The sequence below is a fragment of the Streptomyces sp. NPDC102259 genome, assembly GCF_044766465.1.
In the GTDB taxonomy this organism is placed as follows: domain Bacteria; phylum Actinomycetota; class Actinomycetes; order Streptomycetales; family Streptomycetaceae; genus Streptomyces.
The window spans coordinates 254,235-277,317 of sequence record NZ_JBIWMA010000010.1 but is presented as its reverse complement, the minus strand read 5'-3'; the positions used below and the strand labels follow the sequence as shown (position 1 = coordinate 277,317).

The 23,083-nt window shown below is 70.7% G+C and carries 14 protein-coding genes; 3 read left to right on the top strand and 11 right to left on the bottom strand.

What is annotated here, in order from left to right:
* Window positions 1–24 precede the first annotated feature (24 nt).
* Window positions 25–1,728, bottom strand: a complete 1,704-nt coding sequence (locus tag ACIRPU_RS24175) for an extracellular solute-binding protein (RefSeq protein WP_403870634.1) — start codon at window positions 1,726–1,728, stop codon at window positions 25–27.
* A gap of 326 nt (window positions 1,729–2,054) precedes the next feature.
* Here ACIRPU_RS24175 and ACIRPU_RS24170 point away from each other — a divergent pair, with 326 nt between their 5' ends.
* Window positions 2,055–4,928, top strand: coding sequence for a glycoside hydrolase family 3 C-terminal domain-containing protein (locus ACIRPU_RS24170; protein WP_403870631.1), 2,874 nt, complete (start codon window positions 2,055–2,057; stop codon window positions 4,926–4,928).
* A gap of 240 nt (window positions 4,929–5,168) precedes the next feature.
* Here the strand turns inward: ACIRPU_RS24170 and ACIRPU_RS24165 are convergent, their stop codons facing one another.
* The 4 genes from ACIRPU_RS24165 to gabT form a co-directional block, all read right to left on the bottom strand.
* Entirely contained in the window at window positions 5,169–7,976 is a 2,808-nt protein-coding gene (locus tag ACIRPU_RS24165) for a tetratricopeptide repeat protein (protein ID WP_403870628.1), read from the bottom strand.
* A gap of 238 nt (window positions 7,977–8,214) precedes the next feature.
* Entirely contained in the window at window positions 8,215–9,660 is a 1,446-nt protein-coding gene (locus tag ACIRPU_RS24160; protein ID WP_403870625.1) for an aldehyde dehydrogenase family protein, read from the bottom strand.
* Between the two features lie 39 nt (window positions 9,661–9,699).
* Window positions 9,700–10,476, bottom strand: a complete 777-nt coding sequence (locus tag ACIRPU_RS24155; protein WP_403870622.1) for a phosphatase PAP2 family protein — start codon at window positions 10,474–10,476, stop codon at window positions 9,700–9,702.
* A gap of 450 nt (window positions 10,477–10,926) precedes the next feature.
* Window positions 10,927–12,261, bottom strand: a complete 1,335-nt coding sequence (gene gabT, locus ACIRPU_RS24150; RefSeq protein WP_384112714.1) for a 4-aminobutyrate--2-oxoglutarate transaminase — start codon at window positions 12,259–12,261, stop codon at window positions 10,927–10,929.
* Between the two features lie 236 nt (window positions 12,262–12,497).
* Here gabT and ACIRPU_RS24145 point away from each other — a divergent pair, with 236 nt between their 5' ends.
* Together ACIRPU_RS24145 and ACIRPU_RS24140 are read left to right on the top strand one after the other, a co-directional pair.
* Complete coding sequence (locus ACIRPU_RS24145) at window positions 12,498–14,879, top strand: ATP/GTP-binding protein (protein WP_403870619.1); 2,382 nt, start codon at window positions 12,498–12,500, stop codon at window positions 14,877–14,879.
* Between the two features lie 104 nt (window positions 14,880–14,983).
* Window positions 14,984–16,612 carry a PucR family transcriptional regulator gene (locus ACIRPU_RS24140; RefSeq protein WP_403870616.1) on the top strand — a complete coding sequence of 543 codons (1,629 nt, stop codon included), beginning with the start codon at window positions 14,984–14,986 and terminating at the stop codon, window positions 16,610–16,612.
* A gap of 303 nt (window positions 16,613–16,915) precedes the next feature.
* On the opposite strand, the gene ACIRPU_RS24135 is transcribed toward ACIRPU_RS24140, so the two are convergent.
* From ACIRPU_RS24135 to ACIRPU_RS24110, 6 genes are all read right to left on the bottom strand, one after another.
* Window positions 16,916–17,368 (bottom strand): hypothetical protein, encoded by a 453-nt coding sequence (locus ACIRPU_RS24135; RefSeq protein ID WP_403870613.1) that lies wholly within the window; start codon window positions 17,366–17,368, stop codon window positions 16,916–16,918.
* Between the two features lie 124 nt (window positions 17,369–17,492).
* Window positions 17,493–18,911, bottom strand: coding sequence for an NAD(P)/FAD-dependent oxidoreductase (locus ACIRPU_RS24130; protein WP_403870610.1), 1,419 nt, complete (start codon window positions 18,909–18,911; stop codon window positions 17,493–17,495).
* 30 nt (window positions 18,912–18,941) lie between these two features.
* On the bottom strand, window positions 18,942–19,742 hold the full coding sequence (locus ACIRPU_RS24125; protein WP_403870607.1) for an ABC transporter permease: 801 nt from the start codon (window positions 19,740–19,742) through the stop codon (window positions 18,942–18,944).
* Window positions 19,743–20,672: an ABC transporter permease gene (locus ACIRPU_RS24120; protein WP_355705127.1), complete on the bottom strand. Its 930-nt coding sequence runs from the start codon at window positions 20,670–20,672 to the stop codon at window positions 19,743–19,745.
* Window positions 20,672–21,823, bottom strand: coding sequence for an ABC transporter ATP-binding protein (locus ACIRPU_RS24115; RefSeq protein ID WP_403870703.1), 1,152 nt, complete (start codon window positions 21,821–21,823; stop codon window positions 20,672–20,674). Before ACIRPU_RS24115 ends, ACIRPU_RS24120 begins: the two co-directional genes overlap by 1 nt.
* A 5-nt stretch (window positions 21,824–21,828) precedes the next feature.
* Window positions 21,829–23,076, bottom strand: a complete 1,248-nt coding sequence (locus ACIRPU_RS24110; protein ID WP_403870603.1) for a spermidine/putrescine ABC transporter substrate-binding protein — start codon at window positions 23,074–23,076, stop codon at window positions 21,829–21,831.
* Window positions 23,077–23,083: the final 7 nt, after the last annotated feature.

Below are 23,083 nucleotides of genomic sequence, written 5' to 3'. Positions count from 1 at the left end.
GCCGTTCTCCTTGCCTCGCTGCCGTCAGCTCGTCGCCGTGCCGTTGTCGTCGAGCAGCTTCTGGTACCAGGCGCGCAGCTCGTCGCCGCCCTTCTTCTTCCAGTCGGAGACGGCCGCCTGCATGTCGCTGATCTTCTTGCGGCCGCGGACGATGTCGTCCTCCAGCTGCTCGAAGTTGTTGGAGAGGTTGGTCCAGCGGCTCGGCTCGGTGATCTGCATGCCGTAGAAGGCCGACTTCTTGGTGAAGGCGCCCATCCGCTGCTGCCACTCGACCTGGCCCTTGGCGATGTCCGGGAAGTCGGGGTGGGCGATGGTCGACGCCGGGCTCGCGACCATCACGAAGGCGTTGAGGACCTCCTGGTTGCCCTTGTCGTTCTTGACGGGCACCCCGTCCTTGACGCTGTAGTGCGTGCCCTCCACCCCGTAGTTGGTGAGCATGTACTCCTTGGTGCCGTACGGGGCGGCGGTGACGTTGGCGACGGCCAGCACATCGCGGATGACGGCTTCGGAGGCCTTCTTGTTGACGAAGGCGAAGATGTTGGCCGGCTGGGTGGCGTAGATGACCGGGTCGGCGCCGCCGTGGCCGAAGATGTCCATGCCCCAGATCCGGAAGTCCGGGTTCTGGGCGGCCTGCGAGGCCTGCTGCCCGTACCAGCTGGAGATGTCGTTGTTGTAGATGAGGAACTCACCGGCGGCGAACTTGGTGCTCGGGTCGACGGCCTGGCTCTTGCCCAACTTGAAGTCCGGGTGCACGTAACCGGCGGCGAACAGCTTGCGGGTCCACTCCAGCGCTTCGAGGTAGACGTCCAGCTCGATGCGGTTGACCAGCTTGTCGCCCTCGAGGATCCAGCCGAGCGGCTTCTCCCCGCCGGACGGCACTCCGAAGCTGTTGAACGCGGTCCACTTCATGTCGCCGCAGGCCCACACCTTGGCCTTGGCGTTGGTGATCTCCTTGGCCAGGGCCGTGAACTCGTCCGTCGTCGTCGGGACCTCGTAGCCGTTCTTGTCGAAGAGGTCCTTGCGGTAGAACGGCACGATGTTGGTCACGTACGACGACGGCATCGGCAGACCGCGCAGCTTGCCGCCGAAGAGGGAGCGCTGCCAGGCGTCGGTCGGGATCGCCGCGAGGTTCGGGTACTCCTTGACCTTGTCGCCGGAGAGGTACGGGCCCAGGTCGGCGAACTTGCTGAGGATGGCGCTGGGTATCTTGCCGCCCATGTTCCAGCCGGGGACGACCACCACGTCCGGCACGTCGCTGGAGGCGAGCACGGCGCCGAGCTTCTGGTCGTAGGTGTTGCCGTCCTGGTTCTGCCAGACGACGTCGACGCCGATGAGGGCGTTCATCGCCGTGTAGTAGGCGTTGTCGCTCTTCGGCGGCGAGCCCCAGAACGGCGACATCACGGTGACCTTGCCGCCCTTGCCGAGCGTCTTCGGCACCGAGGTCTTCAGCGTGGCGAGGTCGAGCTTGCTGGTGAAGCCGACCGAGGAGCCGTTCTTCGACGGGATGTCGGGCGTCACCACGTTGCCTGCCACGTAGGCGGGCAGGATCTTCTTGGCGTCCTTGCCCGAGGTCGTGCCGTCGCGCGAGCCGCTGTCCGTACCGCCGCAGGCGGCAAGCAACGGCATCCCTCCCGCCACCGCGGCGGTGGCGACCGCCGTCGAGGCGAGGAAGCTTCTCCGGCTGGGTCCGGAAGGACCAGCGGAGAGGGAAGCGGCGTTCGGCGTCATTGCGTCAACCCTTCATGGCGCACCAGGACACCCGGCGGTGGCCGTCGGCTGCGGTGTCTCGAGTGGAACTGGCTGAGCTGAAGCGGTCCTCCGACGCATGTCTCGACGTTTCCCAGTCGAAGCGCTTCGATGTTGCTGCGAGGTTAAGTGAACACCCTGGGGTGCACAAGGGTCGCTCCCAACATTCCTCCGAGGTATCAGGGGCGATCTCTCCTTATGTGCTGCTTGAAATAGCGGTGAAGTCCCCTTGACACTCACCCCATCGTCGAATGAGCATCGAAGCGCTTCGAAAGAGCCTCCCCGCTCCACCGCAAAGGGATCCCCACGTGACCGCACACACGCCGCCCACGCCGCCTTTCCGCGATCCGCAGCTGCCGTTCGCGAAGCGCATCGACGATCTGCTGTCCCGGCTGACCCCCGAGGAGAAGGTCTCCTTCCTGCACCAGTTCGCACCCGCGGTCGAGCGTCTCGGCATCGCCGCGTTCCGCACCGGCCAGGAGGCGCTGCACGGCGTCGCGTGGATGGGCCCGGCGACGGTGTTCCCGCAGGCCGTGGGGCTGGGCGCGACCTGGAACACCGACCTCGTACGCCGGATCGGCGAGGCGGTGTCCAAGGAGGTCCGGGCGATGCGCGCCCGCGACGAGCGGGTGGGCCTGAACGTCTGGTCCCCCACCGTCAATCTGCTGCGCCATCCCCTGTGGGGCCGTAACGAGGAGGGCTACTCCGAGGACCCCCGGCTGACCTCCGCCATCGCCACCGCCTACACGCACGGTCTGCGCGGTGATCATCCGACCTACTGGCGCACGGCCCCGGTCCTCAAGCACTGGCTGGCCCACAACAACGAGACGGGCCGGGACGTCACCTCGTCCTCGGTCCGCCCGCGGGTGCTGCACGAGTACGATCTGCGCGCCTTCCGCGGCTGCGTCGAGGCGGGCGCGGTGGCCGGGGTGATGCCGGCGTACAACCTGGTCAACGGCCGCCCCAACCATGTCTCGCCGTATCTGCGCGAGCAGCTGCGCGCCTGGACCGACGAAGACCTGCTGGTCTGCTCGGACGCGGGCGCGCCCTCCAACCTGGTCGACTCCGAGCACTACTTCGACACCCACGAGGAGGCGACGGCGGCCGCGCTCGTGGCCGGCGTGGACAGCTTCACCGACCACGGCACGGACGGCTCGAAGATCGTCGCCCGGGTCCGGGGGGCCCTGGAGCGGGGCCTGCTGACCGAGGCCGACGTCGACGCGGCGGTCCGCCGTCAGCTCTCGGTCCGCTTCCGGCTGGGCGAGTTCGACCCGCACTACGACCCGCACGCGGGCACCGGCGAGTTCGACTCCCCGGCCCATCGCGCGCTCGCCGGGGAGGCCGCCGAGCAGGCGATCGTCCTGTTGCGCAACGACGGGGTGCTGCCGCTGGCCGCCGACACCCGGATCGCGGTGGTCGGCCTGCTCGCCGACGAGTGCAAGCTCGACTGGTACAGCGGCACGCTGCTGCACCGCTCCACCCCTTTGGAGGGCCTGTACGAGCGGTTCGGCGCCGAGCGCGTGGAGTTCGCGGAGGGCGTGGACCGGGTTCTGATCAAGACCGCCGCGGGCACGTTCCTGAAGGTCCCCACCGCCCCCGAGGCGACCGACGAGGTGCGCGGCGCGCAGGGCGCCCTCGACCCGGCGCTGCTCGCGGGCCGCACCGACCTCCCGCCGCTGACCACGGACGCGACCGGCACGGAGCTCGCGCTCGTCGACTGGGGCGAGGGCGTGCTGACGCTGCGCGCACCCGACGGGCGCTACCTCTCCGTCGCCGAGGACGGCTACCTGCGCGCCTCCGCCGACCAGCCCGGCGGCTGGGTCGTCCAGGAGACGTTCCGCCTGGAACCGCACGCGGACGCCGACGGGAACAGCCACGGCGACGGTCACCTCCTGCTGCATCTGGGAACGGGTCGCCCCCTCTGTGTCGCCGCCGACGGCGTCAGGGTTGCCGGACCGGAGGAGGAGACTCACGAGGTCGTCGAGGTCGTCGTCGTCGAATCCGGCGAGGACGCGGTGGCCCGGGTCACCGCCGCGGCCGACGTGGTCGTGGTCGTGGCGGGCAACGACCCGCACATCAACGGCCGGGAGACCGAGGACCGCACCACGCTGCGGCTGCCGGCCCACCAGGAGCGGCTGCTGGCGGCCGCCCGGGCGGCGAACGCGCGCACCGTGCTGGCCCTGGTGTCGGCGTATCCGTACGCGATCGAGCCCGGCCCGCTGTCCGCGGTGCTGTGGACGGCGCACGGCGGTCAGGCCGCGGGCACCGCCCTCGCGCGGGTCCTGGCCGGTGACGTCTCCCCGGCCGGACGCCTCCCGCAGACCTGGTACGCCGGTGACGCCGATCTGCCCGACCTCCTCGACTACGACGTGATCGGCACCCGTCAGACGTACCTCTACTTCGAGGGCACCCCGCTGTTCCCGTTCGGGCACGGTCTGTCGTACGCGTCGTTCTCCTACGCGGACCTGGCGGTGCGCGTCGAGGACGGCACGGCGTACGTGTCCTGCACGGTCGCCAACACCGGGGACGTGACGGCCGACGAGGTCGCCCAGCTCTACACCCGCGCCGTGGACCCCTCGGTCATCCGGCCGCGCCGCGAGCTGCTCGACCACCGCCGCGTCACGCTCGCCCCGGGGGCGAGCGCGGAGCTCTCCTTCGACGTCCCGCTGTCCGACTTCGCCTTCTGGGACGTGGCACAGGGCCGGTGGCGTCTGGAGTCCGGCCCGTACGAGCTCCTGGTCGGCGCGTCCAGCGCGGACGTCCGGCTGCGGACGACCGTCACGCTCGAGGGCGAGCCGTCCGCCCCGCGCCCGGTCCTCCCGCGCGGTCTGGAGGCCGCCGACTTCGACGAGCAGAGCGGGATCGAGATCGTCGACCGTACGAAGGTCTCGGGCGACGCGGTGACGCCGGTGGCGGGCGGGGCCGGCGAACTGGTCTACCGGGCCTGCGACTTCGGCACGGGCGCCGGCACGACGGGCGTGACGGTGACGGCGGCCGGCTCGGGCACGGTGGAGCTGTCGCTCGACGGCGGCCCGACCCTGGCCACGCTGACGGTCGCGCCGACGCCAGGACCGTACGACTACGTCACCCTTGACGCGGCCCTCACCGCCACGGGCGTCCACGATCTGCGCCTCGGACTGCGCGGCCCACTGCGGCTGGCGCATGTCGGCTTCTCCGGCTGAGGGTCCGGAGGAGCCGGCACGAAGAAGGGGTCCGGCACCGGAAGGCATCGGCGCCGGACCCCTTCGGGGAAACCTATATGAAAATGGTTCCCATGAGCTAGAGGGGTTGGACCAAGCGTCCGGGAGAGCACCTGAGCCGTCGGGGCACAACGGAACTCCGCCGATCCCCGTCAAGATCCCGTAACGTCCGGGCGGGACAGGGCGGCACCGGACACATGCTCCATCGCTACTCGGCGGCTGTCAGCTCAGCTCGCCTTCCACCAGCTTCGCCAGTTGCTCTGCGGCAGAAGGCACCCCGGCATCCCTGGCCTCCCTAAGTGCGCGCTCCCCTCCGGCAAGGTCGCCTCGTCTCTGCCGGAGCTCAGCGAGGGTCAGCAGGAGGTACGGCTCTCCCCGGGCTATGGCTCCGGTCAACAGGGCTTCCGCCGCGTCGGGAGCGCCGCGCTTCGCGCGCGCTCGGGCGAGTTCTCGGAGGCGGTCCGTGGAATCACCGGCCAAGTCTTCTGCTTCCCCGGTCCGCCCGCTGGCCTCCAGGATGCGCACCAGATGGTTAGCCGCGTAGTCCTGCCCCTCCCCGAGAGCACGCCGGTACAGCCGCTCCGCCTGCTTGATGTTGCCTTCCTTCTCCCTCAGCTCAGCCAACTCGAACAACACGTGGCCGAGCCCGAGGTTGTACGCCCTCCAGAACAAGGCGGCAGCGGAACGGTGGTCACCCTTGCTGCGGCGGATCATGCCCAGACCCCGCAGTGCGTTGGTCTCCCCCAGCGACACAGCGATCTCGCAGAAGCGATCGGCGAGATCGGGCTCACCCTCCTCTTCGTAGATCCATGCGAGTTCCCGGGGAGCGTTCTCATCACCCGCTTTCGTCGCATGCAAGAGCACGTCGATCGCCTTCTGCGGGTCCTTGTACCTGTAGGTCCAAGCAAGGCCGGTGAATGCTTCCTGGTTGCCGGCGTCGAAGGACCACTCGGCGAGAAGCAGGGCCTGTTCGTGCTTGCCGCACTCGGACAGCCAGCGTGCCTGGTACTCGACGACCCGGGCGCCGAAGAAGCCGCCTTCGAGGACCCTGTCATAGAGTTCGGCCGCAGCCTCGGGTCGGCCACGCTCGGTCAGGACGGAGGCGAGACCCACAGCGGCGTCGAACCGGCCACTGGACTCCATGGCCCTGCGGTACCACGTTTCTGCCTCGTCGAGTCGCCCCGCCTGCTCGTGCCGCCAAGCGACGACGACTTGGGCTTGGGCGTCACCGACTTCGGCGGCCAACTCGTAGTACGGCACCGCGTCCTCACGGTTGCCGTGCGCCACGGTCCACTCGGCGAATGCGAAGAGCGCCCGGCCTTCCCCCTCCTCCGCTGCCGCCATGGCCAACGACTCGGCCTCGTTCCGCCGGCCGCGAGCCAGGGCTTCGCGTGACATGGCGACCTTGTCCTGCGGAGCTGCGGCGCACCGTGCCCCCGCGGACCAGAACTCCCCGCCTGGGCACACCGTCCGCCGAAGTCGTCGCGCGTGTAGCTCGATGAAGTCCGAGAGACGGTAACGGCTCGATTCCTGCTCAGCTGTCAGCGAGAGGCCCTGGACCGGTGCAAGTGGTCCTCGCACGCCCCGGCAAGGGGCCGAAAGGTAGTCCACTGCCTGCCGGAACCAGTGCGAAGGTGCCAGATCGCGTTGCAAGGGTGTGAGGTACGCCGCGGCGGCGGCTTCGAGAAAGGCACGGGGCAGATCACGACCATGCCCGAGTCGGCGGGCGTCCATCGCCGCGTTCAGGACCGCGCGGGCGGCCGGAGACCCCATCTCGTAACGCTCGAGCTGGGCGGGACCACCGGCCAGATACTGGATGACATGTCCGCTCTCGGCAAGGCGTGCGGCCTGAAGCATCCTGCTGTCCGTCCGCCCGGACTCCGCGAGCGTCGCGAGTTCCCGCTCACCAAAATTTTCCGGCACTCGTATCCCGTGTCGGGCCAACAGGGATCGGGTACGAGCGCGTTCATTCCGTGGTGCTGTGGTCATCGTGGACCAGTGCTCGTGCCATGCCGTGCCGACAACGAGCACCGGCGCCCTGTCAGGGCTGCGGAGCAACTCGGAGAGCCTGTCGGCAACCTGCTCATCCCGACCGGCTTCGTTCGAGAGGAGGTAACGGTTGATCTCGTTGAGCCACAGCACCGTGCGAGGTGCCACACGGTCGATCGAACCGAGCAGATCATCCTGGCCAACGGGATGCCACAGCCGCCACTCCTCCGACAATCGCCGGATGGCCTCGTACGCCGCTCGGGACTTCCCCGTGGAGGAGTCGCCCAGAAGTACCTTGATCACGCTCTGTCCGTTGCGCGCCTGTTCCACGGCGGCGTCGAGTTCGTCATCGAAGGGCCGGCGGAAGTAGCGGGGGAGCGAACCGTCATGCACGGCGCCGTCGATGGAGATCGCCTCGTGGATCTCCAGGCCGAACGGGTCGGCAGCGGCCAGCGCAATCCCCATCGCAGCGGTGCCGTCGGCGGAGAAGCACGCCGCCACGGCATGGTTGTCACAGAATCGGAGAGCCACCTCGTCCCCGAAGTAGCGAGCCACGATGAGTGGCTGAGGCCGCAGCAGGTGGCCCAGATACTCGGCGTCCCAGACCTCGCCCAGGTTCAGATCCGGGTACTGCTCGCGGTACCGGTGGGCCGCGTCACGTACCTGGGTCCGCGTTCCACTGCACGAGGTGACCATGACAAGGCGCGTGGCACCGTGCGGGCGAGGCCCTCGGACAAACAGGTCCAGAGCCTTCCTCGCACTCGCTTCGGTGAACTGAGCCACCTGCTTCACCTGGAAGGCGGACCAACTGCCGTCAGTCGCGCGCCCGGCGATGTCGATACCGCCCTGTGCCTGCCCCGTCGTTCCGTAGCGATAGCACGGCGAGAGGTTTTCCGTCGCGACGACGAGCTCCCACACCAGTCTCTCGAAGGCGTCCCAGGCAAGGTCGTGGAAGGGAAGGGAGCCGATCTTGCCGTTGATGACCACAGGCCGCCGCGCCCGTTCAACCACGTTGCCTCCGTTCGATGGATGGACCGCCATACCGAGACTAGACAGACCCACTGACATCCGGAGCAGCGCGCGTCTCCCTGGTGGGAAGGCACGCATCGGTTCGCCCAGCACTTCGGTCGGCTCCTCGCTCCTTTCCGTTCCTCCTACGGCACTCGCCCCGTCCGCCCCACCTCGCAGAGACCGAGAGGGCGACAACATCCGGGCACAGAAACGGCCGCAGCCCGCACAGCGGGCTGCGGCCGTTCTGTCAGGGCCTGTCGGTGTCAGGTCAGAGCGCGAGCCCCGTGAGGACCAGCACCCGCTCGTACGTGTAGTCCTCCATCGCGAACCGCACGCCCTCGCGCCCCACGCCCGACTGCTTGGCGCCGCCGTACGGCATCTGGTCGGCGCGGTAGGAGGGCACGTCGCCGACGATGACACCGCCGACCTCCAGCGCGCGGTGGGCGCGGAAGGCGACCTGGACGTCGTGCGTGAACACGCCCGCCTGGAGGCCGTACTTGGAGGAGTTGACGGCGGCGAAGGCCTCGGCCTCGCCGTCCACCTTCGTCACGGTGAGGACCGGTCCGAAGACCTCCTCGCAGGCGAGGGTGGTGTCCGCCGGCACGTCGGTGAGGACGGTCGGCGCGTAGGAGGCCCCGTCGCGCTTGCCGCCCGCGAGGAGGGAGGCGCCCGCCGCGACGGCCTCGTCCACCCAGGTCTCGACGCGCTTGGCCGCGTCCTCGCTGACCAGCGGGCCCACGTCGGTCTTGTCGTCCGAGGGGTCGCCGGTGACCTGCGCCTCGACGGCGGCGACGATGCGCGGCAGCAGCCGGTCGTACACGGAGGCGTCCGCGATGACCCGCTGCACGGAGATGCAGGACTGGCCGCCCTGGTAGTTGGAGAAGGTCGCGATGCGGGTGGCGGCCCAGTCGAGGTCGGCGTCGCTCGCGAAGTCGTCGAGGACGACGGCCGCGCCGTTGCCGCCCAGCTCCAGGGTGCAGTGCTTGCGCGGCACCGCGTCCATGATCGCGTAGCCGACCTTCTCGGAGCCGGTGAAGGAGATGACCGGCAGGCGCTCGTCCTGGACGAGGGCGGGCATGCGGTCGTTGGCGACCGGCAGGATGCTCCAGGAGCCGGCCGGCAGCTCGGTCTCGGCCAGCAGGTCACCGATGACCAGGCCGGACAGCGGGGTCGCCGGAGCCGGCTTGAGGATGATCGGCACACCGGCCGCGATCGCCGGGGCGATCTTGTGGGCGCACAGGTTCAGCGGGAAGTTGAACGGCGCGATGCCGAGCACGACGCCCTTCGGGAAGCGCCGGGTGAGCGCCAGCCGACCCTGGCCGCCGGCGTCGGTGTCGAGCCGCTGGGCCTCGCCGCCGTTGAACCGCCGGGCCTCCTCGGCCGCGAACCGGAACACGGAGACGGCCCGGCCGACCTCTCCCCGCGCCCACTTGATCGGCTTGCCGTTCTCGGCGGAGATCAGCTGAGCGATCTCCTCGGTGCGCTCGACGAGCCGCTTGCTGACGTGGTCGAGGGCCGCGGCGCGCACATGCGCCGGGGTGGCGGCGAACTCGTCCCGCACGGCGTACGCGGCGGCCACGGCCTCCTCGACCTGCGCGTCCGTCGGCACGCCGACCTTGCCGACGAGCCGGCCGTCCCACGGGGAGGTGACGTCGAAGCTGTCCTCGCCGGTGACCTGGCGGCCGGCCAGCCAGAAGGCGTGGGTGGCCCCCACATTCTTTTCCTGGGGCATTGCGAGTCCCGGCCCTTCCGCTTAGGGGGTGTCCTGTGGCTTTCGTGCTCCACGGTAGGGGCGGGAGGCCGAAGGGTCGCTTGTCCGAGTCGTACGGGTGGACGGCCGGGGTGCGCCGGTTTGGCACGGTCGCCCCGCCGCCGTCCGGAGCCGCTCCCGCGCCCGCCGCTCGCGCTCCAGGAAAAGCCACAGCGCGCCGAGCAGCACCGTGCACAGACACCAGCTCGCCACGACGTCCAGCGGCCAGTGATAGCCGCGCCGGACCAGCCCGAACGACACGGCCAGGACGAGGAGGGCACTCGTCGCGAGGGCCAGCCACCGGGCGAACGCGGTGCGCAGCCACGGCAGCAGGATCAGCGCCGCCGCACCGTAGGCGACGGCCGCCGTCGCCGTGTGCCCGGAGGGGTAGTAGCCGGTGGCCGGGGGAACGGCGGGCGTACCCGGCCGGTCGGTCCACACCTTCAGGGGGACGACGACCAGCGGCACCAGCACCATCACGGCCGGCGCGGCGAGGGACGGCGCCCACCACCGCGCCCCGCCCGCCGCTCTCCCCCGCCACGCCACGTACCCGGCGACCAGCACCAGGACGGGCACCGCGACCTGCACCTCACCCAGATCGGCCAGCAGCTCGGAGGCCCGGTCGGGATGGACGAGGGCGCGGCTGAGACGCTCGTCCGGGCGCAGCAGCGGGCCGTCGGCGGCGACCTGCCAGGTGATCAGCGCGAAGAGCAGGGCGGGCGGCAGGAGGCCGAGGACGGCGCGGGTGGCGCGGGCCGGGCGGGTGGGGCGGGACGGCATGGGCCCCAGCTTGTCAGGAGTGGCCGGACGGCGGAAAAGGCGCCCGGACCGAAAAAAGACCCCGGATCGAATCCGGGGTCCGCTTTTCGTGGTCCGCACCTGAGAAGGAGGTCGGCCACCCCGGAACAGGGGGGGTGGTTCCGGGGTGGCCGTCCGGACCGGAGTGCCGGCCGCCCCGGGGGGTTTGGGGCGGGCGGCCGTCCGATCGGTGTGGAGATCCGAAGCCGGAAGCTCCGGTTGTGTGCGCGAGGGCACGACCAGGTCGAAGCTGGGGAGGCCCCGGCCTGGATCCGCCCGCAGTCCCCTGCGGGCGGGGTGTATCTCTCATCTGCTGAGAACCTACGGCAGAGGCGGGCGGTACGACAGCCTGTATCCCGTCCCGCCATCCTCCTCGCACACCTTCTTCACACCCTCTGTGGCCGATGGGAATCAGCTGTGCGGCGCCCTGGCTCAGATGCGCGCGAAAGCCTGCTCGATGAGGTCGAGGCCCTCGTTCAGCAGGTCCTCGCCGATGACCAGCGGCGGCAGGAAGCGCAGCACGTTGCCGTAGGTGCCACAGGTGAGGACCAGCAGGCCCTCCTGGTGGCAGGCCTTGGCGAGCGCGGCGGTCGCCTCGGGGTTCGGCTCCTTCGTCGTACGGTCCTTGACCAGCTCGATCGCGATCATCGCGCCACGGCCGCGGACATCGCCGATGATCTCGAACTTCTCCGCCATGGCGGTGAGGCGGCCCTTCATGACGGCCTCGATGTGCTTCGCCCTGGCGTTGAGGTCGAGCTCCTTCATCGTCTCGATCGCGCCGAGCGCGCCCGCGCAGGCGACCGGGTTGCCGCCGTAGGTGCCGCCGAGGCCGCCCGCGTGCGCGGCGTCCATGATCTCGGCGCGGCCGGTCACCGCGGCGAGCGGCAGACCGCCCGCGATGCCCTTGGCCGTCGTGATCAGGTCCGGGACGATGCCTTCGTCCTCGCAGGCGAACCACTGGCCGGTGCGGCAGAAGCCGGACTGGATCTCGTCGGCGACGAAGACGATGCCGTTGTCGGAGGCGAACTCGCTGATGGCCGGCAGGAAGCCCTTGGCCGGCTCGATGAAGCCGCCCTCGCCGAGCAGCGGCTCGATGATGATCGCGGCGACGTTCTCCGCGCCGATCTGCTTGTTGATCATGTCGATGGCCTGGGCGGAGGCCTCGGCGCCGGCGTTCTCCGCGCCGGTGAGCCAGCGGTAGCCGTAGGCGACCGGGACGCGGTAGACCTCGGGCGCGAACGGGCCGAAGCCGTGCTTGTACGGCATGTTCTTCGCCGTCAGCGCCATGGTGAGGTTGGTGCGGCCGTGGTAGCCGTGGTCGAAGACGACGACCGCCTGCCGCTTGGTGTACGCGCGGGCGATCTTGACGGCGTTCTCGACGGCCTCGGCACCGCTGTTGAACAGCGCGGACTTCTTGGCGTGGTCACCCGGGGTGAGCTCGGCGAGGGCCTCGGCCACCGCCACATAGCCCTCGTAGGGGGTGACCATGAAACAGGTGTGGGTGAAGTCGGCGAGCTGGGCGGTGGCCCGGCGCACGACGGCCTCGGCGGAGGCGCCGACGGAGGTCACGGCGATGCCGGAGCCGAAGTCGATCAGGCGGTTGCCGTCGACGTCCTCGATGATGCCGCCGCCCGCGCGCTTGGTGAAGACGGGGAGCACCGAACCGACACCGGCCGCGACCGCGGCGGTACGGCGGGCCTGGAGTTCCTGCGACTTCGGGCCGGGGATGGCGGTGACGACGCGGCGCTCCTGCGGAAGGGCGGTCATGAGGGGCTCCTGGGGTTTTGCGGACACTTTCGTTCTTTTCTCGCAGGCTAGGACGGGGAGTGGGGGGTGGGCATGCTCCATGTGGGCGGTGTCGGCGGAGCGGCTTGTCCGTCATGGACAGTGCCGCCGGACGGTGATCGTCACAGGCCCGGCCGCGTAAGCGGTGAACTCCCCTTGCGGGCGCGTTAGATTGACTCGCTGATGGTGGACGGAACGGCTGGTCAGGGGGCAGGGCGATGGACAGCGACGGGACGCGGGACGCACGGGGTACGCACGCGAATCCTGTGCCGCGCCCGGCGGGGCCGCCGCGGCCGCCGTCGACGCCCCCGCGGCCGGACCGGGCGCCGGGCGTCCCACCTGCCTCCGAGCACTCCCCGCGGGCCGCGTCCGCCGTCGCCGACTGGCTCGACGAGGAGCGGCCCACGGCCGGTACGGGGATCTGGCGCTTCGGCTACCGGCCGCCCAAGGCGGCCCGGGCCACGGAGCGGCTCGCGCCGGTGACGGTGGTCGGGATGCTGGTCCCGCTGGTGGTCGCGCTGGTCCTGTGGTCGCTGTGGCGCCGGGGCGGCCTGCCGTACCAGTTCACCCTGCTGCGGCTGTTCACCCCGGACGACTGGTGGTGGGGCGGCACGATCGCGTCCCCGAAGTCCATGGAGGGCGCCGAGGCGCGCGTGGTCTACGACGGCGTGTTCTTCGCCGTCCTCGTCTACGCCATGGGCCGGCTGGGCAGCTGGGCCCACGCCGTACGGCACTTCGTGGGCCGCCGGCCACAGCCCGCGCGGGCTCTCGTCGCCCTGCTGGGCGCGCTCGCCACCCTCAGCTTCGTCTTCCCCGGCGCCTTCGGGGTCGGCTGGGACGCCCTGCCCGTCGTCGACCCGCTGTTCTCGCTGATCGTGCTGATCTCCGGCAGCTACGAGCTGTTCGCCTCCCCCCTCTTCACCAACGCGCTGTACACGGTCATCACGCTGCTCGTGGTGTGGCCGTTCGCGAAGGTCGGCGGCTGGTGGCCGTACGTGCAGGAACGACTCGCCGCCCGACGCTCCGGGCCCGGCCAGGCCGCGCCCGCGGTCGAGCGGCCGCGCGCCCAGTGGCCCGAGCTGCGGGACGCGGGACAGTACGAGGCGGCCGAGCTGCTGACCGCCGAGGTGGCCGCCGGCCGGATGAACGACGTGGACTGCGTGCGCGTACGGCGGGCCTGGACGGCGGGGCTCGCGGACTTCCGGGAGACCGTGCTGCGGCAGGGCGGGGCCTCCTGGACCCATCCCTCCGGCGCTCGCGACCTGCCCCGGCGCACCGCGCGCCACGATCTGCTCACCGGGCAGGTGCGCGTCGGCCGCTGGGTCGCCGCCGAACGCACCCCGGTCAGCTACCACGACGCGGGCGCCGCGCTCGGCCCGGAGGTGCTGGGCACCTCGCTGCTCGCGGTCGGACCGTCCGGGTCGGGCAAGACCCGGACCCTGGTCGAGCCGCTCACCGAGGCGCTCGCCCTCCAGGCGCTCACCGGGGCGTGCGCCGTCGTCGCGGTGTCGTCGCCCGGAGGCGACCGGCTCGGCTCCGACTCCGCGTTCGACGTGATCGTCGGGATCGGTGACCCCTCGTCCGTGCACGACCTGGACCCGTACGCGGAGTCCGACGACCCGGACGAGGCGGCCGCGATCCTCGCCGAGGCGCTGGTCGGCGACCTCGACATGGTGAGCGGGCAGAGCGCGACCACGGCGCTCGCCCAGGTGCTGGGCCCCTACCGGAGCGCGCACGGATGCTTCCCCACCCTGCCCGAGCTGCGCGAGCTCCTGGAGGGCGAACCGGCCGCGCTGTCCGCGCTGCGGGAGGCCGTGGCCGGCGACGAGGTGATGCGCCGTGAGCTGGAGGCGCGCGTCCGGCAGACCGGGACCCCGGGCGACGCGGGCCGGGCCCTCGCGGACCGGCTGGCGCTGCTGAACCGCCCGGTGTTCGCCGAGTTCTTCGGCGGCGGCGGCAACGCGCACCGGGCGTTCTCGCTGCGCGCCGTCGCCCACCACCCGCTGCGGGTCCGCGTCGACCTGCCCGAGCGGGGGCACGAGGAGGCTGCCCGGCTGATCACCCGGCTGGTCCTCGCCCAGTTCCACACCGTCGTACGGGAGCGGCGCGACCACTTCGCCTGTCTGGTCCTGGACGACGCGACGGGCACGGTCACCGAGGGCTCGGTGCGCAGGCTCCAGCGGCTGCGCTCGCAGAACGCGGGCGTGGTGCTCGCCCTGCGCTCGGTCGGCGACGTCCCGGAGGCGCTGCACGGGCCGCTGTACGGGGCCGTCGGCTGCCGGATGGCGTTCTCCGGGATCACCACCTGGGACGGCAGCAGGTTCGCGCAGACCTGGGGCACCGAGTGGGTGGAGACCACGGAGGTCGCCAAGCACACCGTCTTCGCCGACCAGCCGATGACCCGCGCCATCCACGCCCTGCGCAAGCTGGTGACCGGCAAGGCGGTGACCACGGACGCGGTGACCGTGCGCGAGGTCGAGCGGGAGCGGTGGTCGGCGTCCCGGCTGGCGCACGAGGTGCCGCCCGGCCACGCGGTGCTGTCCCTGACGAACGTGCGGGGGGAGCACGCGCCACCGCTGCTGGTGGATCTGCGGGGGTGAAGGCGCGTCCGCGGTCCGTACAGTGAGGCAGAATCGGGGAAGACCGTTCATACGCGGCGGCCAAAAGATCACGCCGCCGGACACTCCCCCGATCTGAAGGCCCCATGCCTCCCACGCTCGCCTCGCTCGTCCACCACTCCGCGCTGAAACTGACCGTGCGGGCGGGCGGGGACCGGCTGGACGTGCCGGTGCGCTGGGCGCACGTCAGCGAGCTCGCGGACCCCGTGCCGTACATGGAGGGCGGGGAGCTGCTGCTGATCACCGCGCTCAAGCTGGACGCGGAGGAGCCGGAGGCCATGCGGCGCTATGTGCGGCGGCTGGCCAAGGCCGGGGTGGTGGGGCTGGGCTTCGCCGTCGGCGTCAACTACGACGACATCCCGAAGGCCCTCGTGGACGCGGCCGAGGAGGAGGGCCTGCCCCTGCTGGAGGTCCCGCGCCGCACGCCCTTCATCGCCATCAGCAAGGCGGTGTCGGCGGCGATCGCGGCCGACCAGTACCGGGCGGTCACGGCCGGGTTCGCGGCCCAGCGCGAGCTGACGAAGCAGGCGCTGACCGACGGCCCGCAGGGGCTGCTCCGCGCGCTCGCGGCCCAGGTCGACGGGTGGGCGGCCCTGTACGACGCCTCGGGCGCCGTCGTGGGAGCCGCGCCGGAGTGGGCGGGCCGACGGGCGGCGCGGCTCACGGCGGAGGTGGAACGGCTGCGGGAACGGCCGGCCCCGGCCTCGGCGGTGGTGGGCGGCGGCGGGGGTCCGGAGCGCTCCGGATCCGACGACCGGCACGACGACCGGATCGAGCTGCACTCCCTGGGCACCGGCCGGCGCCCGCGCGCCGCGCTCGCGGTCGGCACCGCCTCGGCTCCCGGCACCGCCGAGCGGTACGCCGTCCATTCGGCCATCGCGCTGCTCACCCTGACCACGGAACGCTCCCGCTCGCTGCACGCGGCACAGCAGCGGATCGGTGCGGCGGTGCTGTGCATGCTGCTGGCCGGCGAGCCCGACCACGCGCGGGCCGTCGCCGGGGACCTGTACGGCGGCCTGCTCGACGCCCCGTTCCGGGTGATCGTCGCCGACACGGCGACGGCTTCGGCCACGGGCGACGCGGGCGGTGACCCCTTCGACGGTCTCACCGAGGCCGTCGAGTCGGCGGCCGCCCGGTCCGGGGAGGCCGTGCTGGTGGTGCCCGAGGGCGACCGGCTGGTGGCCCTGGTCGCGGACGGCGGCGCGGCCGCGGCGGCGTGTGCGCAGTACACGTCGGCGCTGGAGGAGACCCGGGCGGCCGGAGGCGCCGGGCCCGAGTTCGGCGACGAGGACGGACTCGTCGTGGGCCTGTCCGCGCCGGCCGGGCCGATCGCCGCGGCGGCCGCGTACAAGCAGGCCGAGCAGGCCCTGTCGGTGGCGCGGCGCCGGGGACGGGTCCTCGTGGAGCACGAGCAGCTCGCGGCGGGCTCCGTGCTGCCCCTTCTCGCGGACGACGCGGTGAAGGCGTTCGCGGACGGTCTGCTGCGCGCCCTGCACGAACACGACGCGACCGGCCGCGGCGACCTGGTCGCCTCGCTGCGGGCCTGGCTCTCCCGCCACGGCCAGTGGGACGCGGCGGCGGCCGACCTGGGCGTCCACCGGCACACCCTGCGCTACCGGATGCGGCGGGTGGAGGAGATCCTCGGACGTTCACTGGACGACCCGGACGTCCGGATGGAGCTGTGGCTGGCCCTGAAGGCCACCTCGACGGAGTAACACGACACAACGCCGATGCGAGACCCCGTCACCGACGACAGACACAGGCACACTCGCAGACGCAGGCGCAGAACAAAGGCGGCAGACGCAGGCGATAGCGCAGCCGCAGGCAGCAGGCACAGCCGCAGGCACAGGCGGCAAGCGGCAGGCGCAGCCGCAGGCACAGGCGGCGGGCGCAGGCACAGGCGGCGGGCGGCGGGCAGCAGACAGCCGACGGCAGGCGGTCGTGGCCTTCGCCGGAGGCGTCCGTGTCGGCCCCGACCGGGTCGGTGGCCGGGTACCGCGGCGGCGAGGTGCGGTCGGTCAGCCGCTCTCTCCGCCGGCCAGTCCCGCCGCCGCCTCGTGCATCGCCAGTTCGAGCAGCGCCGCATCGGTCAGGGTGCCGGAGCCGTCCGGCGGGACCAGCCAGCGGACGCCCCGGGTCGAGCGGCCCGGATACGGCACGACGATCCAGGTGCCGGCCCCGGCCGTGCGGATGCCGGTGCCGAGCCAGCGGGCGGCCGTGCCGGGCGCCACGAAGAAACCCATGCGGTTGTCTCCGAAGTCGACCAGCACGGGACCCGGTCGGTGCAGGATCCGGGTGAGCACGTCGAGGGTGGGATAGCCGAGCTCGCCCGGCAGGATGAGTACGTCCCAGGCCCTGCCCGCGGGCAGCAGCGCCACTCCCAGGGGGTTGCGTTCCCACTCCCAGCGGCATGCCTCGGGATCCGGTGCGACGGATGCCAGCCATTCGACGGCCGTCTTCGCCCCAGCCATGAGAAGACCTCCCTTTCCTTCGTGGACGCGGTCGCGTCACGACGGAGAGGGAGGTTCCCGCCGGGCATTACGCGGGTCGGGGCCACCCGTTGGAGTGAACCGGGTCACAGCGCACCGGGATCGGTCAGCTGTCGAAGCCCAGCCCCAGCCGGTCCATCGTCCTCAGCCACAGGTTGCGCCGCCCGCCGTGCGCGTCGGCGCGGGCCAGCGACCACTTGGTGAGGGCGATGCCGGTCCAGGCGAAGGGTTCGGGCGGGAAGGGCAGCGGCTTCTTGCGGACCATCTCGAGCGAGGTCCGCTCGGTGCTCTCCCCCGCCAGCAGGTCCAGCATCACCTCGGCCCCGAAGCGGGTGGCCCCTACGCCCAAGCCCGTGTACCCGGCGGCGTAGGCCACCTTCCCCTGATGGGCCGTGCCGAAGAACGCCGAGAAGCGCGAGCAGGTGTCGATCGCCCCGCCCCACGCGTGGGTGAAGCGCACGCCCTCCAGCTGCGGGAAGCAGCCGAAGAAATGGTCGGCGAGCTTGGCGTACGTCTCCGGCCGGTCGTCGTACTCGGCGCGCACCCGGCCCCCGTAGGGGTAGACCGCGTCGTATCCGCCCCACAGGATCCGGTTGTCGGCCGACAGCCGGAAGTAGTGGAACTGGTTGGCCGAGTCGCCGAGGCCCTGCCGGTTCTTCCATCCGATCGAGTCGAGCCGGTCGGCGCTCAGCGGCTCGGTCATCAGCGCGTAGTCGTAGACCGGGACGGTGTACGCCCGCACCCGCTTGACCAGGTTGGGGAAGATGTTGGTGCCGAGCGCGACCTGCCGGGCCCGCACCTGCCCGTAGGGGGTGCCCACGGCCATTCCGGCGCCGTAGGGCTTCAGCGCCAGGGCGGGGGTGTGCTCGTAGACACGGACGCCGAGGCGCAGGCAGGCCTGCTTCAGACCCCAGGCGAGCTTGGCGGGATGGAGCATGGCCACGCCCCGGCGGTCGTACAGACCCGCCTGGAAGGTGGGCGAGGCGACCTGTTCGCGCACGGCGTCCGCGTCGAGGAACTCGATGCCGTCGGCGAGGCCCTTGGCTTCGAGCTCCTCGTACCAGTCGCGCAGCTCCCGCGCCTGGTACGGCTCGGTGGCGACGTCGATCTCGCCGGTGCGCTCGAAGTCGCAGTCGATGCCGTGCCGGGCGATCGCCGCCTCGATCTCGTCGAGGTTGCGCCTGCCCAGCTCCTCCAGCCGGTGGATCTCGTCCGGCCAGCGGGCGAGCCCGTTGGGCAGCCCGTGGGTGAGGGAGGCCGCGCAGAAGCCTCCGTTGCGGCCCGAGGCGGCCCAGCCCACCTCGCGGCCCTCCAGCAGCACCACGTCCCGCTGCGGCTCGCGCTCCTTGGCGACGAGCGCGGTCCACAGTCCGCTGTAGCCGCCGCCGACGACCAGCAGATCGCAGGTCTCGGGGCCGGTGAGCGCGGGTTCGGGGTGCGGCTTGCCGGGATCTTCCAGCCAGTACGGCACCGGCTGTGCGTCGGAAAGAGAAGTGATCCACCGGTTCATGGCGCTTGGGGCCATGATTTCAACTCCCTACAGGGGCTTTTCCGATTACGCCTTTTGCTTGTTGCGGCGATTTCCGATGACCATCGAGGTCAGGACGAACAGTACGGCGATCAGGAACATGGCCGTGCCGATGACATTGATCTGAACGGGCGTTCCGCGCTGTGCCGATCCCCAGACGAACATGGGGAAGGTGACGGTCGAACCCGCGTTGAAATTGGTGATGATGAAATCGTCGAAGGAGAGCGCGAAGGCGAGCAGCGCGCCCGCGGCGATTCCGGGGGCGGCGATGGGCAGCGTGACGCGCAGGAACGTCTGCGCCGGCCCGGCGTAGAGGTCCTGGGCGGCCTGCTCCAGGCGCGGGTCCATCGACATGACGCGCGCCTTCACCGCCGTCACGACGAAGCTGAGGCAGAACATGATGTGCGCGATGAGGATGGTCCAGAACCCCAGCTGGGCGCCCAGGTTGAGGAACAGGGTCAGCAGCGAGGCGGCCATGACGACCTCGGGCATCGCCATGGGCAGGAAGATCAGCGAGTTGACGGCGCCCCGCGCGCGGAACCGGTAGCGGACGAGCGCGAAGGCGATCATCGTGCCGAGCGCGGTCGCCCCGATGGTCGCCCAGACCGCGATCTGAAGGCTGAGCGACAGCGACCCGCACAGCCCGGCGACCCCGCACGGGTCCTGCCAGGCCTCGGTGGAGAACTGCTGCCACTGGTAGTTGAAACGCCCCTTCGGTTTATTGAAGGAGAACACCGTGACGACGATGTTCGGCAGCAGGAGATAAGCGAGCGTGAGAAGTCCCGCGATGACCACGAAATGGCGCTTGAGCCAGTTGACGAAGGGCATTTAGACCAGATCCTCCGTCCCGGACCTGCGGATGTAGAGAGTGACCATGAGCAAGATCGCGGCCATCAGGATGAAGGAGAGGGCCGCTGCCGTCGGATAGTCCAGCACCCGCAGGAACTGCGTCTGGATCACGTTTCCGATCATGCGGGTGTCCGTGGAGCCGAGGAGTTCCGCGTTGACGTAGTCGCCGGCCGCCGGGATGAAGGTCAGCAGCGTCCCGGAGACCACGCCCGGCATCGACAGCGGGAAGGTGACCTTGCGGAACGTGGTGACCGGCCTGGCGTACAGGTCCCCGGCCGCCTCGTGCAGCCGCCCGTCGATGCGCTCGAGCGAGGTGTAGAGCGGCAGGACCATGAAGGGCAGGAAGTTGTACGTCAGACCGCAGACCACCGCGAGCGGGGTGGCCAGGACCCGGTCGCCCGCGGTCCAGCCGAGCCAGCTGGTGACGTCGAGGACGTGCAGGGTGTTGAGGGCGCCGACGACCGGGCCGCCGTCCGCGAGGATCGTCTTCCAGGCGAGGGTGCGGATCAGGAAGCTGGTGAAGAAGGGCGCGATCACCAGGATCATGATCAGGTTCCGCCAGCGGCCGGCCCGGAAGGCGATCAGATAGGCCAGCGGGTAGCCGAGCACCAGGCACAGGACCGTCGCCGCGGCCGCGTAGAGGACCGAGCGCAGGAACTGCGGCCAGTACTCGCTCAACGCGTCCCAGTAGGTCGCGAGGTGCCAGGTGACCTTGTAGCCCTCCTCCAGGGAGCCCGTCTGCACGGACGTGGAGGCCTGGTAGATCATCGGCAGCGCGAAGAACACGAACAGCCAGAGCAGACCGGGCAGCAGCAGCCAGTACGGCGTCCAGCGCCCGCGCTTGCGGGGCGGCTTCGTCGTCGGCGCCGTCGGGGAGAGAGGCGGGGGCGCCTCGGTGAGCGTCGCCATCAGAGGGCCGCCTCTTCCTGGATGCCCGCGTCGATGTCCTGGGCCGCGTCCAGGCCGAAGGTGTGGGCGGGGCTCCAGTGCAGGACGACCTCGGCGCCGGGGGCGAGCCGGGCGTCCCGGTCGATGTTCTGGGCGTAGACCTCGAACTCGGGGCAGACCGAGCTGTCGATGACGTACTGGGTGGAGACGCCGATGAACGACGAGTTGGCGATCCGCCCGGTGATGCGGTTGCGGCCCTCGGGTATCTCACCGGCGTCGTCGGCGTGGGTGAGGGAGATCTTCTCCGGGCGGACGCCGACCAGCACCTTGCCGCCGGTCGTCGTGGGCGCGGCGCAACGCGACCCGGGCAGGACGAGTTTGCCGCCGCCCGCCTTCAACACGATGTCGTCGCCGCTCTTGGTGTCGACCTCGGCCTCGATGAGGTTCGAGGTGCCGAGGAAGTTGGCGACGAAGGTGGTGTTCGGGTTCTCGTAGAGGTCGCTCGGCGAGCCGAGCTGCTCGACCCGGCCCGCGTTCATCACGGCGACCGTGTCGGCCATCGTCATGGCCTCCTCCTGGTCGTGCGTGACGTGCACGAAGGTGATGCCGACCTCGGTCTGGATGCGCTTGAGCTCCAGCTGCATCTGGCGGCGCAGCTTGAGGTCGAGGGCGCCGAGGGGCTCGTCGAGCAGCAGCACCTTGGGGGTGTTGATCAGGGCGCGGGCCACGGCGACGCGCTGCTGCTGGCCGCCGGAGAGCTGGTGCGGCTTCTTACGGGCCTGCTCGCCGAGCTGGACGAGCTCCAGCATGTCCTCGACCTGCTTCTTCACGCTCTTGATGCCGCGCCGGCGCAGACCGAAGGCGACGTTCTCGAAGATGTCGAGGTGCGGGAAGAGGGCGTAGGACTGGAAGACGGTGTTCACCGGCCGCTTGTACGGCGGGAGTGCCGTCACGTCCTGGTCGCCGAGGTGGACGGTCCCGGAGGAAGGTTCCTCCAGACCGGCGATCATCCGCAGGGTGGTGGTCTTGCCGCAGCCGGAGGCGCCGAGCAGGGCGAAGAACGAGCCCTGCGGGACGGTCAGGTCGAGCGGGTGGACGGCGGCGAAGGAGCCGTAGGTCTTGCTGATGCCGGTCAGGCGGACGTCGCCGCTGCCGCTGTTGGTCGTCTTCATCGTCGTCACGCCCCAGTGAGCTTCGCGAACTTCGCCTCATAGGCGGTCTCTTCCTTCGAGCTCAGCGAGCGGAAGGAGTGCGACTTCGCCTGCATGGCCTTGTCAGGGATGATCAGCGGGTTGTTCGCCGCATCCTCGTCGATCTTCGCCAGTGCGTCCTTCACGCCGTCCACCGGACAGACGTAGTTGATGTACGCGGCGAGTTCGGCGGCCGGCTCCGGCTCGTAGTAGTAGTCCATGAGCCGTTCGGCGTTCGTCTTGTGACGTGCCTTGTTGGGGATCAGCATGTTGTCGCTGGACGTCAGATAGCCGCTGTCCGGGATGACGAAGTCGACGTCGGGACTGTCCGCCTTCAGCTGTACGACGTCACCGGCCCAGGCGATACAGGCCGCGAAGTCGCCGCTGGTGATGTCGGAGGTGTAGTCGTTGCCGGTGAAGCGGCGGATCTGACCGCTGTCGACGCCCTTCTGGAGGCGGGCGATGGCGGCGTCGTAGTCGTCGTCGGTGAACTTCGCCGGGTCCTTGCCCATGTCCAGCAGCGTCATGCCCATGCTGTCGCGCATCTCGGTGAGGAAGCCGACGCGGCCCTTGAGCTTGGGGTTGTCGAGCAGGTCGGAGACCGACTTCACCTCGACGCCGTCGAGCGCCTTCTTGTTGTAGGCGATCACCGTGGAGATGCCCTGCCAGGGATACGAGTACGCCCGGCCCGGGTCCCAGTCGGGGCTGCGGAACTGGCCCGACAGATTGGCGTAGGCGTGCGGCAGGTTGGACGGGTCCAGTTTCTGGACCCACCCGAGGCGGATGAGGCGGGCGGCCAGCCAGTCGGTGAGGACGATGATGTCGCGGCCGGTGTCCTGGCCCGCGGCGAGCTGTGGCTTGATCTTGCCGAAGAACTCGTTGTTGTCGTTGATGTCCTCCGTGTACTTGACCTTGATGCCGGTGCGCCGGGTGAAGGCGGCGAGCGTCGGGTGGTGCTTTCCGCTGTCGTCGACGTCCATGTACTCGGTCCAGTTGGAGAAGCTGACGGTCTTCTCCTTGGCCGAGTGGTCGTCGGCGGACGTGCCGCCCTCGGTCTTGCCGGCCGCGGGGATCCCGCAGGCGCTGAGCGCGCCGAGGCCGCCCAGCGCCAGGGCGCCTCCCGTGGAGGCGCGCAGCAGCGACCGGCGGGTCATGGCCGCCCTGCCGTTGCGGAGACTGCGCCGCATGGCGGCCACTTGGGCCGGGCTCAGGCGGTCGGGCTCGTACTGCTCCATGCGCGTG

Bases quoted from the DNA above. Each gene is read 5' to 3' on its own strand.
- ACIRPU_RS24175 (WP_403870634.1), bottom strand. From the start codon at position 1,728: ATGACGCCGAACGCCGCTTCCCTCTCCGCTGGTCCTTCCGGACCCAGC.
- ACIRPU_RS24165 (WP_403870628.1), bottom strand. From the start codon at position 7,976: ATGGCGGTCCATCCATCGAACGGAGGCAACGTGGTTGAACGGGCGCGG.
- ACIRPU_RS24155 (WP_403870622.1), bottom strand. From the start codon at position 10,476: ATGCCGTCCCGCCCCACCCGCCCGGCCCGCGCCACCCGCGCCGTCCTC.
- gabT (WP_384112714.1), bottom strand. From the start codon at position 12,261: ATGACCGCCCTTCCGCAGGAGCGCCGCGTCGTCACCGCCATCCCCGGC.
- ACIRPU_RS24145 (WP_403870619.1), top strand. From the start codon at position 12,498: ATGGACAGCGACGGGACGCGGGACGCACGGGGTACGCACGCGAATCCT.
- ACIRPU_RS24140 (WP_403870616.1), top strand. From the start codon at position 14,984: ATGCCTCCCACGCTCGCCTCGCTCGTCCACCACTCCGCGCTGAAACTG.
- ACIRPU_RS24135 (WP_403870613.1), bottom strand. From the start codon at position 17,368: ATGGCTGGGGCGAAGACGGCCGTCGAATGGCTGGCATCCGTCGCACCG.
- ACIRPU_RS24130 (WP_403870610.1), bottom strand. From the start codon at position 18,911: ATGGCCCCAAGCGCCATGAACCGGTGGATCACTTCTCTTTCCGACGCA.
- ACIRPU_RS24125 (WP_403870607.1), bottom strand. From the start codon at position 19,742: ATGCCCTTCGTCAACTGGCTCAAGCGCCATTTCGTGGTCATCGCGGGA.
- ACIRPU_RS24120 (WP_355705127.1), bottom strand. From the start codon at position 20,672: ATGGCGACGCTCACCGAGGCGCCCCCGCCTCTCTCCCCGACGGCGCCG.
- ACIRPU_RS24115 (WP_403870703.1), bottom strand. From the start codon at position 21,823: ATGAAGACGACCAACAGCGGCAGCGGCGACGTCCGCCTGACCGGCATC.
- ACIRPU_RS24110 (WP_403870603.1), bottom strand. From the start codon at position 23,076: ATGGAGCAGTACGAGCCCGACCGCCTGAGCCCGGCCCAAGTGGCCGCC.